The 15,907-nt window shown below is 71.8% G+C and carries 7 protein-coding genes; 3 read left to right on the forward strand and 4 right to left on the reverse strand.

Translation table 11 applies throughout. The features are described from left to right. Nucleotides 1-20 precede the first annotated feature (20 nt). From WMF20_RS45600 to WMF20_RS45610, 3 genes are read left to right on the forward strand one after another with little or no spacing between them, the layout of a single operon-like run. Entirely contained in the window at nt 21-4,577 is a 4,557-nt protein-coding gene (locus tag WMF20_RS45600; protein WP_437608024.1) for a DUF6603 domain-containing protein, read from the forward strand. After that, entirely contained in the window at nt 4,574-6,847 is a 2,274-nt protein-coding gene (locus WMF20_RS45605; RefSeq protein ID WP_437608025.1) for a hypothetical protein, read from the forward strand. Before WMF20_RS45600 ends, WMF20_RS45605 begins: the two co-directional genes overlap by 4 nt. Next, nucleotides 6,844-11,031: a hypothetical protein gene (locus WMF20_RS45610; RefSeq protein ID WP_437608026.1), complete on the forward strand. Its 4,188-nt coding sequence runs from the start codon at nt 6,844-6,846 to the stop codon at nt 11,029-11,031. The genes WMF20_RS45605 and WMF20_RS45610 overlap by 4 nt, the downstream gene beginning before the upstream one ends. Nucleotides 11,032-11,212: 181 nt before the next feature. On the opposite strand, the gene hypE is transcribed toward WMF20_RS45610, so the two are convergent. The 4 genes from hypE to hypF are packed head-to-tail and all read right to left on the reverse strand — an operon-like array spanning nt 11,213 to nt 15,907. After that, nucleotides 11,213-12,241 (reverse strand): hydrogenase expression/formation protein HypE, encoded by a 1,029-nt coding sequence (gene hypE / locus WMF20_RS45615; RefSeq protein WP_437608027.1) that lies wholly within the window; start codon nt 12,239-12,241, stop codon nt 11,213-11,215. Then, complete coding sequence (gene hypD, locus WMF20_RS45620; protein ID WP_437608028.1) at nt 12,238-13,347, reverse strand: hydrogenase formation protein HypD; 1,110 nt, start codon at nt 13,345-13,347, stop codon at nt 12,238-12,240. The genes hypE and hypD overlap by 4 nt, the downstream gene beginning before the upstream one ends. Beyond that, a complete protein-coding gene (locus tag WMF20_RS45625; RefSeq protein WP_437617229.1) occupies nt 13,344-13,589 on the reverse strand; it encodes a HypC/HybG/HupF family hydrogenase formation chaperone in 246 nt (81 codons plus the stop codon). The genes hypD and WMF20_RS45625 overlap by 4 nt, the downstream gene beginning before the upstream one ends. A 2-nt stretch (nt 13,590-13,591) precedes the next feature. Beyond that, the gene (gene hypF / locus WMF20_RS45630; protein WP_437608029.1) at nt 13,592-15,907 is read right to left on the reverse strand and encodes a carbamoyltransferase HypF; all 2,316 of its coding nucleotides are present in this window, start codon (nt 15,905-15,907) and stop codon (nt 13,592-13,594) included.

The raw sequence follows: 15,907 nt of genomic DNA on the forward strand, positions 1-15,907 counted from the left end.
AAAGCTCCGAGGAGATAGCCATGTCCGACGGCACCGCATCCCAGCTCCTCCAGACGCTCCTGACCTCGCTGTCGCAGGCCCAGGCGAGCGACCCGAACCATGCCCTCCCGCTCACCCCGCCGACGCTCCGCGGCACGGCGGGCGCGCACCTGCTCGACGTCTTCTGGCTCCTCCAGCTCGCAGGCTTCACCCTCACGTCGAACGTGAGCTTGCCTGCCTCCGTGACGTCGAACGTGCTGGTCGTGAGCGGCCAGGGGCAGGGCCTGGCGCTCACCGTCACCTTCGAGGACCTCGGGAACGGCGACGTCGCCATCGAGGCGCTCTTTCAGGCGCCCGCGCTGGCCACGATCACTGGCATGTTCGGCGCAGCGCTGCCGTCCGGGTTCTACAGCGGTGTCGTCACGAGCGGGCCGTCGCCCACGGTGCAAGTGCCCGGGCTCGCCGCCACGCTGACGTTCGCCAATGCGGTTTACGGGCTGGTCGGCGTCGCGGCGCCGCAGAGCGGTCTATGGACGTACGCGCTCGTGCCCCAGATCCAGGGCGACGTGTCGCCGCCGGGCGGAGCGAAGGGCCTGGGCGTCGCGCTCTCGACCGCCACGAGCGGGTACGAGCTGAGGCCGGTGGACGGGCAGAGCTGGTCCTTCGACGACCTCGCGTGGCTCCTTCCCTCCGGGCTGAACCTGCTCGCCGCCTTCCCGGCGATCATCGGCACGGCGGGGCTCGGCCTCCGGTCGTTCGGCCTCTCCCTCTGGCCGAACGCGCCTTTGCTCTCGAACGTGACGCTCGACGTCGCCGACACCTCGGATCCCGCGAAGGCCCTCTGGACCGCGGCCGGCGGGAAGATCGCGCTCACCGACGTCGTGGTCTCCCTGGGGCTCGACTACACCCAAGCGGGACAGGGGGTCGCGCTCGGCCTCTCGGGGTCCGGCTACGTCCGGGGCAACTTCGTGCTGGGCAGCCTCACCCTGGAGGCGGAGATACCGTTTCCGCTGGACCAGGGAGTCTGGTCGATCACCGCGCAACCGAACATCGCCTTGCCGGACCTCGGGGACATCGCGCACCTGCTCTCCGGCGGCTCGATGGACAGCCTCCTCCCAGCGGGCCTGTCGAAGGTTGGCGGATTCACGTTCCGGTATCTCCGCGTGGCCGTGGCCGCGCAAGGGTTCGCGCTCCAGGAGTTCACCTTCGCGCTCTCGTCCACGAGCCCCTGGCCGCTCCTCCCCTCGAACGGCCTCACGCTCTCGTCCCTCCGGATCCAGCTCACGATCGACGCGCAGAACGGCGTGCTCGGGACCGTGGGGGGCATGTTCGCGATCGGCAAGCAAGGGCAGGTGCTGGTGGAGTTCGGCCGGAGCGCGTCCACCGCGCCGTGGCGCCTCGACGTGATCTCGCCGGTGATCGCGCTCCCGTCGATCGGAGAGATGGCCACGCTGGCGAACGGGGCGGACCTCGGGAGCTACATCCGGGCGTCCGGCCTCGATCGGCTCCACTTCCTCATCCAGAACCTGAACCTCGGGCTCACCGTCTCGCCCACGGCGCTGACGAACCTCGGGATGACGATCGCGCTCGCCAGCGCGGCGGATCCGCTCACGCCGACCCTGGACTGGGAGGTGATCCCCGGCGTGCTCACGCTGACCGAGTTCTCGGTCGGCTTCCAGCTCACGTGGAGCCCGTCGTTGACCGCCGTCGTGCAGGGCGCCTTCACCGCGAACGGGTTGACGTTCGAGGTCGGCTTTGGAAAGGGCGGCAGCTCGGACGCGTTCGTGGCGGCGTACACCCACGGCGCAGGCACGGGCACGATCGACGTCAAGCAGCTCATCGCGACGATCTCGCCCAGCGTGGCCTCGATCCTGCCCGACGGGCTCGTCGTCGACATCGCCGACGCGCTGCTAGCGTACATCAACGCGAACGGCACGAAGAAGTACCTGTTCGCGATGGACATCGCGGTCGAGTTCCCGCTGTCGAGCCTCCCGCTCGTCGGCAAGGCCCTCCCCGCGGACGCGATGGTGGGCATCAAGAACGTGAAGCTCGTGGTGACGTCCGACGCGTTCACGGCGGCGGACGTGGCGGCGGTCAATCAGCTCATGGCCGACCTCCAGGTGCCGGTGAAGCCGCTCCCGCCGACGAGCGCGGCGGCCGACGCGCAGGCCATCCCGAAGGGCTTCTCGATGGCGGCCGAGCTCGTGCTCGGCAGCCTGAGCCTCCTCGTGACGAGCCCGCCGCCCGCGCCTCCTTCCGCGCTCGCCGCGACCGCGACGGCGCTCGCGGGCGCGGCCGCGCCAGGCAGCGACGTGATGTGGATCGACGTGCAGAAGAGGTTCGGTCCGGTCACCTTCCAGAAGATCGGCTTTTCGTACCAGCACGGGTCCCTGTTCGTGCTCACGAACATGGCGCTCGCAGCGGGAGGCCTGGAGATCGACCTCCTCGGGCTGGGCATCGGCTCGCCGATCGAGTCGCCGAGCGTGGAGCTCACGATCCAGGGGATCGCGGTCAGCTTCCAGGAAGGACCCATCAGCATCCAGGGTGGGCTGCTCGGCACGCTGTCGCCGGTGAACTTCGTGGGCGTGCTGTCGGTGCGCGTGCCCGAGCTGGCCCTCGCGGCGTTCGCCGGATACGCGGAGTACCAGGATCACCCGTCGTTCTTCCTGTACGGCATCCTGAACGCGCCGCTCGGCGGGATACCCGCGTTCTTCGTCACCGGGGCGGCGGTCGGGTTCGGCTTCAACCGGCAGCTCGTCATCCCGGACGTGAGCCGTGTCGCGAGCTTCCCGCTGGTCGCGTGGGCGACGGGCGGGGACGACCCGCCGACGATGGACCCGACGCGGCCCATCGGCGATCAGGTGCAGGGGGTCCTCGCGCGGCTCGTGTCGTCGGGCGTGGTGGCGCCGAGCGTCGGAGATTACTGGCTCGCCGCGGGTCTCAGCTTCACGAGCTTCACCGTCGTCGACTCCTTCGCGCTCGCCACGGTCACCTTCGGGAACACCTTCGAGATCGCTCTCCTCGGGATCTCGACCCTCCAGATCCCGCCGGACGCGCCGGTCGCGGAGGTCCAGATCGCGCTCGAGGTGTCCTTCTCTCCGTCCACGGGCCTGCTCGCCATCGCCGGACACCTCACCCCGAGCTCGTACATCCTGTCGAAGGACGCGCGCCTGACGGGCGGGTTCGCCTATAACCTCTGGTTCTCGGGCGAGCACGCCGGGGAGACGGTGCTCACCTTCGGCGGTTACAACCCGAATTTCACGGTCCCGAGCGACTATCCCACCGTCCCCAGGCTCGGGCTGAGCTGGCAGGTGACCCCCGAGCTGGCCATCGTGGGCGGGCACTATTTTGCGCTCACGAACAACGTGATCATGGCCGGCGGGCAGATGAGCGCCACCTGGAGCAGCGGGCCGGTCCGCGCCTGGTTCACGGTGTGGGCGGACTTCTTGCTGCAGTTCAAGCCCTTCCACTACTTCATCGACGCGGGCATCGATCTCGGCGCATCCTTCAGCGTCAAGATCTGGTTCGTCCGCGTGTCGATCACCGTCCACGTCGGCGTGGGCATCCAGATCTGGGGACCCCCGTTCGCCGGGAAGGCGACCGTGGACCTCTCGATCATCTCGTTCACGATCTCGTTCCCCGCTTCCGCTTCGTCGCAGGACACATCCACGACGGTGCCGTGGCGCCAGTTCGTGTCGGATGTGCTCCCCGGCCAGGCGGCCGCTTCGTCGCAGGCCGCGCGCCCGCGGAGCCGGTTCGCGCGGCCGGGCGCCTCGCGGCGCCTCGGCTCGGGCGTGCAGGCCGGGACGTCTCTCGGGGACCCCACGACGTCGCCGCTCGTCCGGTTCACCGTGTCCCAGGGCCTGGTCCGGGTCCTCGACGATACCCCCTCGGCGCCCGTGTACCTCGTCAATGGGGAGACGTTCCGCGGCCACGTGAAGACCGTCATTCCGATCAAGACGAGCACCTTCTCGGGGCAGGTGTCGCTCGCGCCCGACAGCGAGCAGCCGCAGGACGCGCAGGGCAACGTGATCGCCCCGAACGTCGCCTTCGGCGCGGGGCCCGCTGGCATCGGCAATGCGGACTTCCAGCCCGGGCTCGCGCTCGCGGTGCAGTCCTCGGAGCTGTCCACGTTCCACGCGGTGCGCGCGCTCGTGAACGCGCCCAAGGCGTTCTGGGAGCTGAAGACCTTCGACGCGCACGGGGTCCCCGTCGTGGATCCGGCCACGGCGCTCACGTCGAGCACCATCGTGAACGCGCTCGGCGGCTACGACCTCGTGCCCGTCGTCGCGCCGCCGGACACCACCCTTCCGGTCCCGCTCGAGGCGCTGCTCTTCACGCTGGAAGATGACATCCAGCCATTCTCGTGGACGAACGCCGTCATCCCGACGACGGACCCGTTCACCACCGAGACCGTGGCACAGACGATCGCGACGCGGACCGTGAACACGGTGCGGAGCGCGCTCATCGCCGCCATGGCAGGGCAGGGCGTGACGGTGGATCCGAACGTGCACGTCACCTCCCTGTCGGACCCCGCGAACGACGACCTGGACGCCGCTCCGCGGCTCCGCTTGCTCGGTGAGATGCGCTCGGCATGACGAAGCGTGACGAAGGAGGAGACGCGGTGAGCAGCACGAGCACAGCCCAGAGGTACGTTACGTTCATTCAGGACGACACGCCGCCGCTCCGGACTGGCACCTACGTGGTGACGGCCGAGGAGAACATTCCGAACCAGAGCCCAGGCACCTTCTCCGCGCAGGCGACGCTGGTGGTGAGCGGCGAGCGATTCTCCCTCGCCCCGGAGGACATCGCCAGCGTGTTCCCGCCGAACCTCGCGAACGGCGAGCTCGACGGCGTGCTGCCCCACGTGGTCTTGCGCCGCCGGACCCTGCCGTGGGAGCGGATGCTCAAGAACGGCGATTCGACCTACAACCAGGATCCCTGGCTCGCGGTGCTCGTGCTCGCGGACGGCGAGAACCCCATTCCCGCGGCCATGCTCGCGAAGGACCTCGTCCCCGCGGGCACGGTCATCACGGTGACGGAATCCAACGTGACGGGGACTGGCACCCTGCCCGCGTCGATCCTCTCCTACGGCGCGGCGACCCTGAACCCGATGGGATACGGCGAGACGCCGGACGACCGGTGCACGGTGATCGACCTGCCGCTCGCCACGTGGAACAAGGTCGCGCCGTCGGCCGCCGATGTGCAGTACCTCGCGCACATCCGCGAGGTGGACACGACCGAGGGCGTCGACGGCGCCACCACGACGGAGCTCTGCGCCGTGGTGATGGCGAACCGGATCCCGTCAACCACGGCGGTCACGCACGCGTTCCTCGTGTCCCTGGAGAACATGGCGGACTACCTTCCGGCGGACGACGGCGGCCAGAGCCCGTCGATCCCAGCGGGGACGACGGCCGTGCGCCTCCTTTGCTATCGCGCCTGGTCGTTCACGGCGAACACGATGGACCAGACGCTCGAGGCGCTGCTCACGAACCTGAACCGCGCGCCCGATTCGAATGCGCTGTCCACCCTGGCCTTGCCCCTGAACGGGCCGCCCCCCAGCGCGGCCGAGATCCAGCGTGCGCTGGCCAATCAGGCCCTCGGCACCCTCTCGACGGCGGACGCCGCGGTGCTCGTCCAGCAAGCGCTGATGCTCGGCTACGTGCCCATGACTCACCACCTGCGCCACGGCGGTCAGACCGTCTCCTTCTACCGCGGACCGCTCCTGCCGGCCCCGAACCCCGCGCCGCCCAGGTCCGCCGCCCTCTACTCGGGCCCAGACGCGGCGAACGCCTACAACCCGGACACGGGCATGTTCGACGTCTCGTACGGCGCGGCGTGGCAGCTCGGCCAGCTCCTGATGCTGCAAGCCACGGGCGTGGCGAACGCGCTCTACCGGTGGAAGCTGTCCGTCATCCAGTCGGACGCCATCGCCGCGGAGGAGGCGCTGCTCCAGGCGAGGCTCGGCGGAGCGAAGGTCTTCCCGAGCTTCCTGGAGAAGCGCGCCGTCCGGGCCGCGGGCGCTGCGCCGCCGCTCCCTCCCGAGGTGCTCGACTGGCTGGCTCAGCTCGCGACGCTGACGAGCGTGCCCTTCAACTACCTCGTCCCCGACGAGCGGATGCTGCCGCCGGAGTCGATCCGCTTCTTCTACGTGGACGAAGGGTACGTGGACGCGCTGCTCGACGGCGCGTTCAGCGTGGGGCGCCGGACGGCGTCGGCGGGCGAGCTGGAGACGGTGCATGCGCCGCGAGTCCGGCTCGACGCGCGCCGCCACATGCGGACGCTCCGCAAGAACGACCCACGGTCGCGCGCCGCATGGCTGGCCGATCCCGCGCCGGACGCGAACGGACCGATCACGGGCTTCCTGCTCCGGTCCGCCGCGGTCAGCGGCTGGCCGAACCTGCGTTTCCGCGGCTTCTCGGACGGCGCGCGCACCACCGAGATCCCGCGGGTGGCGGTGCGGCGCCTCTCGGACAGCGTGACGATGGCGCTGTTCCGTGGCGTGCTCGGCTCGCTGCTCATCCAGGAGCCGCCCGAGCAGCTCCACTCCGGCGTGGAGCTCGGCCCCTCCGGCACGTACTTCACGACCTTGCGCGAGGTGAACCCTCCCACGCCGGGCCGGCAGTACACCACGAACCCGACCACCAAGGCGACGCCGTGCGATCCCTCTGGCACGCGCGCCGTCGCCTGCGTGACGACCCGGGCGGACGGGCAGACGCTCCAGGTGGCCAGCGCCGCGGCGACGATCGCGTCGCGGCTCACCGGCGACTTCGGCCAGACGCTGCCGAACGGGGTGACGTCGGCGGAGTGGGCCCTGGAGATGAGCAAGGGTGTCGTGGAAGTGGCCTTCGCGGAGGCATCGTCATGAGGAGCGTGGGTGTCGCGGGCACGACGGGCCTCATCGTCCCGCTCGACGTGGAGGCCTATTGCGTGGGCGCGGTGGACGCGCACGAGCAGACGGTCCGCTTCGCTGGGGCGACAACGACGTACGCCGAACAGACGACCGATCCGCTCCCCGCGTTCCTCGGCGTCAACGTGTGGCGCGACTACGACCAGCCGCCGCTCTGGCCCATGGAACAGGGCGTCCACCTGCACTGGGCCATGCCGGACGCGCTGACCCGGGCGGACGCGACGGACCTGGCCTTCCCTGCCCTGCCCAACCGCTGGCTCGTGACGCGCGTCGTCGTGTCCGGCGGGCCGCTGGCCTCGAAGAGCTGGATCGTGATGAGCGACGCCCTCTCCACGGTGCGCCCGGATGGCAAGAACGCGCCCACGTTGCCGGTGAAGGAGCCTCCCGCCGCGGCGAGCGGCCCGCCGGGTCGCGGGTTCCGGTACCTCGGCGCATGGCGGCTGTTCGACGGGAGCTGGACCGATCCGACCCCACCGCCGGGCACGACCATCGTCGATCTGTGCGGCGCGCCGATCCACGCGGCGGCCAGCGGCGACATCGCCTTCGCGGCGTTCTACCCGAACGCGCGCGGCGTGTTCGGCTTCTGGGACGACCTCTCGGACGTGGACACCAGCCACGGTGCGGTCAACCTGATGTACGTCGTCACCGGTTATTACAGCGACCCGGCGGACGACCCCGTGGCCGGAGGTAAGGACCCTGCCTCTCTGTCCGACGAGCGCGGCTGGGAGCTCCTGGCCGCCGCGAGCCCGGCGTCATACTCGCTCTACAGCGGATTTGCGCAGGACATCGTCTGGAGCCCTTCGACGCGGTACATCTCGCAACAGGGCGCGCCGCTCACGCTCGACGTGGCCGTCGGCAACCACCCGGCGGAGGCGCTCTCTGCGTACATGGCCGGCAAGAGCCAGCCGCAGCCGGCCGGGTTCGAGGACCTTTTGACCCTGTTCCAGCTCGGTCTCCTGAGCGGCCTCGCCACGCCCGTGCCCGGACAGCTCGCCGCCCTCGACGAGGAGCTGCTCGCCCGTCAGTTCGGCGCCATGCCCGCCGGCACGCTGCACACCCTCGTGGCCGCGGCCGACCCCGCCCCGGACGAGGCGGGGTCGGCCACGCCGCCGCCCCTGCCCGTCGCCCTGGCCGACGCGCTGAACCTCCTCAATGAATACCAGGCCGAGGCGGACGAGATGGCGCGGATCGTGACCGCGTTCAAATGGCAGCTCTTCGCCGACTGGTACCGTCTCTTCCAGGTGACGCATGACAACGAGAACGAGGCGTTCAACGCCTTCTCGACGCGAGCCGCCAGCTGGTCCACGACGCAGGGCCTCTTGACGGGCGCGCAGGGCAAGCTGGCTGCCCAGCTCCAGGCGGTGGGCCAGATGCTGCCGGCGGGGTACGCCTTGCAGCAGGTCCCGGCGCAGGCGTCGCTCGCTCCCACGGAGCCTGTCGTGCTGCTCGCCGGCGACGCGGTCCGCCTGGCGGCGCGGTACGGAGGCGACGGCCGGTTCCACCCCGAAGGCAAGCTCGCGTGCCGCACGAACGACGCCGTGGTCACCGCCGTGACGCTGAGCAAGGTAGGCGGTGGCACCGTGACCCTGAGCGCGAGCCAGGTTGAAGCCCTCGGTCCGCCGTCGCCGAACCACCTCCCGTACGCGTCGGACATGGCCGCGCTGGTGCTCGAGGCCGTGCTCCTGAACACGCGGATCGCCGCGGCGGCGAGCGGGAACGCCGACGCGGCCCTCACGACCGCGCTGGACGCTGCCCTCAAGGGCGGCGCCCCCAGCGGCGCGTACCAGGCTTTCACCGGCACCCTGCCGTCTCCGGTTGCCGTGACGTGGTGGGAAGGCGAAAATCCTTGGCTTCCTTTCCAGGTGCTGTGGACCGCGAACTACCATCCGCTGTCCCCGACGGTCACCTCCTCCGGCGCGCTCTCGCCCTACGATCCTGCGGTCGTGACCGGCAACTTCGCGCTGGACACGGACGACCCGCGGTTCATGGCGTATGCGCCGAACGGGCCCGGCAGCATCGACGTGGATCCTTCCAAGGTGTCGTTCGATCCGACCCTCCCCGGCTCGGGCACGGTGGCGTACACGGGCGCCGGCGTCCTGTCCTCGAAGACGGCGGAGAACCTCGCCGATCAGATCACGAAGTACCTCGCGAGCCACGCCGACCCGACGCTGTCCGCCGTCCTGTCCGAGCTGCAGGCGACGCCGATCGTGATGCAGGCGATGACCGGCCTCAACAGCGCTTTCCTGATGCGCGCGCAGGCGCTCCAGCTCGACATCGGCGTGTCGTCCGCCGCGCCGATGCCGTTCCAGGTGGCCACGCGACAGACCACGTCGATCATCACCCAGCGCGACGACATCCCGCCTCTCTCGCCCCTCTTCAACGGCGCCTTCTCCCCGCTGCGCGCCGGCTTCATGAAGCCGAGCCTCACGGTGCTCGACGCGTTCGGGCAGAAGCGCCCTGTCGAGATCCAGAACGTCTACATCTCTCGCACGCTCGCCACCACGTACCGCGGCGAGGCCGTGCCGGGCGTCGTGACGCTGCCGCCGCGCCTCGTCCAGCCGTCGCGCCTCCTCTTCCGGTGGCTCGCGGCGGACGCGGCCGAGTACGTCGAGATGAACGATCACCCCGCGACCACGCCCATCTGCGGCTTCCTCCTGCCGAGCCACCTCGTCGTCGGCGTGTTCTTCTACAACGCCCTCGGCGCCCCGCTGGGCGCGCTGTCTCTGACCGGTGACAAGACGAGGGTCGTGTGGCAGGCCACGCCCGGGGACGACGCGACGGTGGACCAGGACGTGGCCACGGTCATGGCCTCTCAGAACCCGCACCTCCGCGACCTCGCCGTCGCCCTCGGCGCGTCCACGCCGGCCTTCTTCGAAGCGTTCTGGACAGCGCTCGACGCCGCCGCGACCTCGACCGCGCCGTCCACGCTCCCGAGCCAGTCCGGCCTTGCCCTCCTGGTGGGTCGCCCGGTGGCCCTGTGTCAGGCGTCTCTGCGCCTCGCGCTGTCGGAGACGGTCACGTATAACCAGTCCTTCTCGACGCTCGTCGACGGCCAGACGTTCGAGGACACCGACAGCGGGATCAGCGGCCTTCGGCTGCCGGTGGTCCTCGGCGACCTGAAGCGGCTCGACGACGGCCTGGTGGGCTATTTCAAGCAGGGTGCCGAGGGCGCATACGACCTGTCCACCTTCTATACCGAGGCAGCGACCTCCGGAGCCACGTCCGGCGTGGTGGTGCCATCGACGACGAGCCTGCTGCTCAGCCCCTCCGCGCCGCCGGAAGGCGCGGCCCCTTCGCCCTCGCTCGGGGCGCAGAAGGTGCTGATGCTGCTCGATCCGCGCGCGGCGGTCCACGCGGTCACGGGCATCTTGCCGACAGCGACCCTGTCCATACCGCCGGATCAGTATGCGGACACGCTGGCGGATCTGAACGTGACGTTCCAGGTCAGTCCGGTGCTCCAGCCGGCGCCGGGCGTCTCTCTGCCGCTGCCCACCATCGGCGGCGTGGAGTTCGCGTTCATCGAGGAGGAGACGCTGTCGAGCGGCAAGACCTGGCGGGTGATCGCCGACATCGCCGCTCCCATTGCGGGCGCCGTCTGGCAGTACAGCCCCCAGGCGCTCACCGAAGGGTGGCTCCGCGTCAACCCGACGGTGCTCCGCTTCGCGCTGACGAACGCGAGCGGCGCGCCGGTCGTCCAGTCCGGAGCCGGCGCCAGCTTGGTGTTGACGGTGACCAACCTGCGGAAGGTGCCGACCACGTTCTCACCCGGCAAGATCGTGAACGAGGACGCGGCCAAACAAGGCTCCTCGATCTACATCCACTTCGGCCAGCTCGTGCCCGACGACGCGGTGTCTTCGATGTCCCTGGCCGCGGCGGGGTGGACGTTCTCTGCCCTCTCGGACGACGTGCGAGGCCACTACTGGGCGGCCACCCCCGCCTCGGAAGCCGTCACGCTCGCGCCCGGGGCGAGCTTCACGGTGGCGTTGACCAACATGACCATCGCCTCGGGCATCTCGCGAGCGAAGGTGTACTTCGACTACTACGGGGTCACCCCCGACGCCGACGGCGTGGACGTGTCGCAGCTGGCGGTGCAGTCGCCGGGGAGCAGCGTTGCGCGGGCCGTGGCCTCGGGGCGGGGGTAGCGAGGAGACCCGTGCCAGGAGGTTGCGGGATCTCGTGACGCTGGTCCGCCCGCTCGACGGATCGTCCACGGGAGACGCAGGCGCCGCCCTGACGCTGGCAACATGACGCATTGCGCCAGAAGCTCGCCCGACCGTACGCGGGCGCACGAGCACATCCGGCGCAGGATGCTGCTGCGCGATCTCAGCAGATGCGCGGCAGCTGCTCGCCCGAGAGCAGATCGAGCGTGCGCCGGGTCCCGAGCCGGGTCCTCAGGGCGACGCCGCCCCTCCCCTCCCCGACGATCCGACCGATGCGCGCGGCCCCCCGGCCGAGCGGGTGGTCGCGCAGGCTCGCCAGGGCGCGCTCGGCGTGGGCTTCCGGCAGGAACGCGACGAGCCGGCCCTCGCACGCCACGTAGAGCGGGTCGAGCCCGAGCAGCTCGCACGCGCCGAGCACCGCGGGCTCCACGGGGATCTTCGCCTCCTCCACCTCGACGTGGACGCCCGCGTCGAGCGCGATCTCGTTGAGCACGGCCGCGAGCCCGCCGCGGGTCGGATCCCGCAGGCAGTGGACGTCGATCCCCGACGCGAGCAGCGCCGCCGCGAGGTCCGCCACCGGCGCGCAGTCGCTCTCCACGGGCTCCTCGAAGGCCAGCGCCTCCCGCACGGACAGCACCGCGATCCCGTGCCGCCCCACGTCGCCGGACACGAGGACGGCGTCCCCCGGCCGGACCCGGCGCGGCGCGATGGCCACGCCCTCGGGCACCACGCCGATGCCGGCCGTGTTGATGAACAGACCATCGCCCTTGCCCCGGTCGACCACCTTCGTGTCGCCCGTCACGAGCTCGACCCCGCACGCGTCCGCGGCGGCGCGCATCGACAGCGCGATGCGATGGAGCTCTCCGATGGGCAGCCCCTCCTCCACGATGAAGCCGGCGCTCAGGTAAGCGGGCCGGGCGCCCGTCACGGCCAGGTCGTTCACCGTGCCATAGACGGACAGCGTGCCGATGTCGCCTCCGGGAAAGAAGCGCGGATGCACAACGTAGGTGTCCGTGGTGAACGCGAGCGACGCGCCGCCGAGCCGCACGACGGCGCCGTCGTGACGGGCCGCGAGAGGGGCGCTGTCGAAGGCGGGCAGGAAAACGCGCTCGATGAGCTCGCGCATGAGCCGCCCGCCGCCCCCGTGAGCGAGCTGGACCGTCCTTTCGCGCAGCGGCACGGGGCAGCTCATCTCGAACCGCGCGGCGGGTCCGCCCTCCGGTAACGGTAGTAGGCCGCGCACGCGCCTTCCGAGGAGACCATCGTGGCGCCCAGCGGGGTCTCCGGCGTGCAGCGTGTGCCGAACGCGGGGCAGTCTGGCGGCTTGATCACCCCCTGGAGCACGAGGCCGCTCTTGCAGGTGGTCGACGCTCGGGGCTCTGGGTCGCCCGACGGCGCCCAACGCCGCTCCGCGTCGTGGTCCGCGTACGGCGGCCGGAGCCCGAGCCCGCTCCGGGCGATGGGACCGATGCCTCGCCAGGTCCGGGGCACGACCTCGAAGACCTCCCGGAGCATGCGCTGCGCAGCCTCGTTGCCGGCCTCGCGCACCGAGCGGGCGTACTGGTTCTCCACCTCGGCGCGGCCCTCCTCGAGCTGCCGGACGCACATGAAAATGCCCTGGAGGATGTCCATCGGCTCGAAGCCGGTGACCACGATCGGGACGCGGTGCTCGGCGGCCAGCGGGCGGTACGCGTCGATGCCCATCACCGTGCAGACGTGGCCCGCGGCGAGGAACCCGTCGACGCGACGGTCCGGCGCCCGGAGGATCACCTCCATCGCGGGCGGCACGAGCACGTGCGAGACGAGGAGCGAGAAGTTCCGGACGCCGCGGCGCCGCGCCTCGAACACCGCCATCGCGTTCGCGGGCGCCGTGGTCTCGAAGCCGACCGCGAAGAAGACGACCTCACGGCCCGGCAGGCGCTCGGCGAGCGCCAGCGCGTCGAGCGGCGAGTAGACGACGCGCACGTCGCCGCCACGCGACTTCACCGCGAACAGGTCCTCGCTCGAGCCGGGGACGCGCAGCATGTCGCCGAACGAGCAGAACGTGACCTCGCGGCGCGAGGCGATCCCGAGCGCGCGATCGATGAGCTCGACCGGCGTGACGCACACCGGGCAGCCGGGGCCGTGCAGGAGCGAGATCTCCGGGGGCAGGAGCTCATCCAGGCCGAAGCGCACGATGGCGTGCGTCTGGCCGCCGCAGACCTCCATGATCGACCAGGGGCGGGAGACCTCGCGCCGGATCGCCTCCACGTACGGCGCGACGCGCTGCGCGTCGCGGTACTCGTCGATGAACCTCATCGCGGCTCCTCCCCCTCGCGCGCGGCGCCGAGCTCATCGAGGTAGGAGAGCGTCCTCCGCGCCGACGCCTCGTCGACGCGGCTGATGGCGAAGCCCGCGTGCACGATCACGTAATCGCCGGCCTCGGCCTCCGGTACGTAGGCGAGGCAGATCTCCTTGACGATCCCGCCGAAGGCGACGCGGCCGAGCCGGAGGTCGCCACCCGTGACGCCGAGGACCTTGCCGGGGACGCCGAGGCACATCGTCACGCCTCCACCGCGTCGGCGCCCGCGCCGCGCCGCGCGGCCACGAAGATCTGGCCGAGGGACAGGCCGCCGTCGCCCGGCGGGTAGAGCCTCGGCGTGTAGACCTCGACGCCGCGCGCGGCGAGGCGCTCGCGGATCGACGCGGCGAGGAGCGCATTCTGGAAGCACCCGCCCGCGAGCACGACGCGCCCGAGGCCGGTCGCTGCGGCGAGCGCCTCGGCGACGTCCACGAGCGCCGCGTGAAAGCGGGCCGCGATGACGCCGGGCGGCACACCGTCGCGCCGGTCGCCCAGCGCCGCGTCGATCAGCGGGCCGAAGTCGATCACCGCCGGCGCCCCCGGCGCGCCGGCGCGCACCGGCAGCGGATAGCCCGCCTGCCCGCCGGCCGCCTCGGCCAGGCACTCCAGCTCCATGGCGGCCTGCCCCTCGAAGCTCGCCGCCCCGCGCAGGCCCGCGAGCGCCGCCACCCCGTCGAACAGGCGCCCCACGCTGGTCGTGCGCGGCGAGCCCGTCCCGCGCGCGAGCATGGTGAGCAGCGGGCCGAGCTCGGCCTCGCGGAACCAGGCGCGCGCGAGGTCCCGGGCGCCCTCGCCGCGGAGCTCCCAGAGCAGCCCGAGCGCGGAGCGGCGCGGCTCCCTCATGGCGCGCTCGCCGCCCGGCAGCGGGAAGGAGCGGAGGTGCGCCGCGCGGCGGGAGGACACCCCGTCCACGATCAGCGCCTCGCCGCCCCAGAGCGCGCCGTCGAGCCCGTAGCCGGCGCCGTCCCACGCGAGGCCGAGGACCGGGCCATCGAGGCCGTGCTCGGCCATGCAGGCGGCGACGTGCGCGTGGTGGTGCTGCACGCGGACGAGCGGCGCGCGGAAGGCCGCCGCGAGCTGCTCGGCGATGCGGCTCGCCGCGTAGTCGGGGTGGAGATCGCAGGCGACGCGCTCCGGCCGCACCCGGAAGAGGCGCGCGAGGTCGAGCGCCGTGCGCTCGATGAGCGCGGCGCCCTCCGCGGTGTGCGCGTCGCCGAGGTGCTGGCTGACCACCACCTGGCCGTCGAAGAAGAGCGCCGTCGTGCTCTTCAGGTGGCCGCCGAGGGCGAGGATCGGCGGGGCGGCGACCCGCAGCGGGAGGGGCAGCGGGGTGAACCCGCGCGCGCGGCGGAGGAGCTCGAACCCGGCCGGCCCGACGCGGGCCACGGAGTCGTCGAGGGGGCGCGCGATGGGCCGGTCGTGCACGAGGAACAGGTCGGCGACGCCGCCCAGGCGCTCCAGCGCGTCCGAGGTGTCGATGCAGATCGGCTCGTCCGAGAGGTTGCCGCTCGTGCAGACCACCGGGCGCCCGACGAGCTGGAGCACCAGCCGGTGGAGCGGCGTGTAGGGAAGCAGCGCCCCGAGGCGCGGCATGCCCGGCGCGACCGCGTCGGCGATGGCGACCCGCGCAGCGGCGGGCGCGAGCCGCCGCAGCAGCACGATCGGCGCCTCGGGGCCGAGCAGCGCGTCGGCCTCCGCGGGAGATACGTGGCAGGCGTCCCGCACGGCGCCGAGCGAGCCGAACATCACGGCGAACGGCTTTGCGTCGCGGCGCTTCCGCCGGCGCAGGAGCGCGACCGCATCCGGCGACGTCGCGTCGACGAGCAGGTGGAACCCGCCGAGCCCCTTCACGGCGACCACCCTCCCCGCGCGCACCGCGGCCGCGGCCTCGCGGAGCGCGCCGTCAGGCGACCCGGAGCCCCCAAGCTCCATCGGGTCTCCGGCGGAGGTCACGAGCTCGACGCGCGGGCCGCACGCCGGGCAGGCGATGGGCTCCGCGTGGAAGCGCCGGTCCGAGGGGTCCTCGTACTCCGCGGCGCACGCGGCGCACATCGCGAAGCGCTCCATCGTGGTGCTGGCCCGGTCGTACGGGAGCCCCGAGAGGATGGTGTAGCGGGGTCCGCACCGCGCGCAGCTCGTGAAGGGGTAGCGGCGGCGGCGGCCGGTCTCGCTGTCCACCTCGCGGGCGCACGCCTCGCAGACGGCGAGATCCGCGGGCACCGACGGGCGCGCCCCGCTCGCCGCCTCGCTGCCGAGGATCTGGAACGGACCGGTCTCCTCCTCGGCCCGCGGCTCGATCTCGATGCGCTCGACGCGCGCGGGCGCGCTGGGCTCGCGGCTCAGCCCTGCGACGAAGGCGCGGAGGCTGCGCTCCGGCCCCTGCACCTCGATCTCGACCCCGTCGGGGCGGTTCCGCACCCAGCCGCCCAGGCCGAGCGCGGACGCACGCTGGTACACGAGGGGGCGGAAGCCCACGCCCTGGACGATGCCCTGCACGCGGAGCGCGAGGCGCGGCAT

This window comes from Sorangium sp. So ce834 (assembly GCF_051521425.1).
GTDB classification, from domain to species: Bacteria; Myxococcota_A; Polyangia; order Polyangiales; family Polyangiaceae; genus Sorangium; species Sorangium cellulosum_D.

What these genes read in the sequence shown, in the direction of transcription:
- hypD (WP_437608028.1), bottom strand. Translation starts at nt 13,347, where the DNA reads ATGAGGTTCATCGACGAGTACCGCGACGCGCAGCGCGTCGCGCCGTAC.
- hypF (WP_437608029.1), bottom strand. Translation starts at nt 15,907, where the DNA reads ATGCCGCGCCTCGCGCTCCGCGTGCAGGGCATCGTCCAGGGCGTGGGC.
- hypE (WP_437608027.1), bottom strand. Translation starts at nt 12,241, where the DNA reads ATGAGCTGCCCCGTGCCGCTGCGCGAAAGGACGGTCCAGCTCGCTCAC.
- WMF20_RS45610 (WP_437608026.1), top strand. Translation starts at nt 6,844, where the DNA reads ATGAGGAGCGTGGGTGTCGCGGGCACGACGGGCCTCATCGTCCCGCTC.
- WMF20_RS45605 (WP_437608025.1), top strand. Translation starts at nt 4,574, where the DNA reads ATGACGAAGCGTGACGAAGGAGGAGACGCGGTGAGCAGCACGAGCACA.
- WMF20_RS45625 (WP_437617229.1), bottom strand. Translation starts at nt 13,589, where the DNA reads ATGTGCCTCGGCGTCCCCGGCAAGGTCCTCGGCGTCACGGGTGGCGAC.
- WMF20_RS45600 (WP_437608024.1), top strand. Translation starts at nt 21, where the DNA reads ATGTCCGACGGCACCGCATCCCAGCTCCTCCAGACGCTCCTGACCTCG.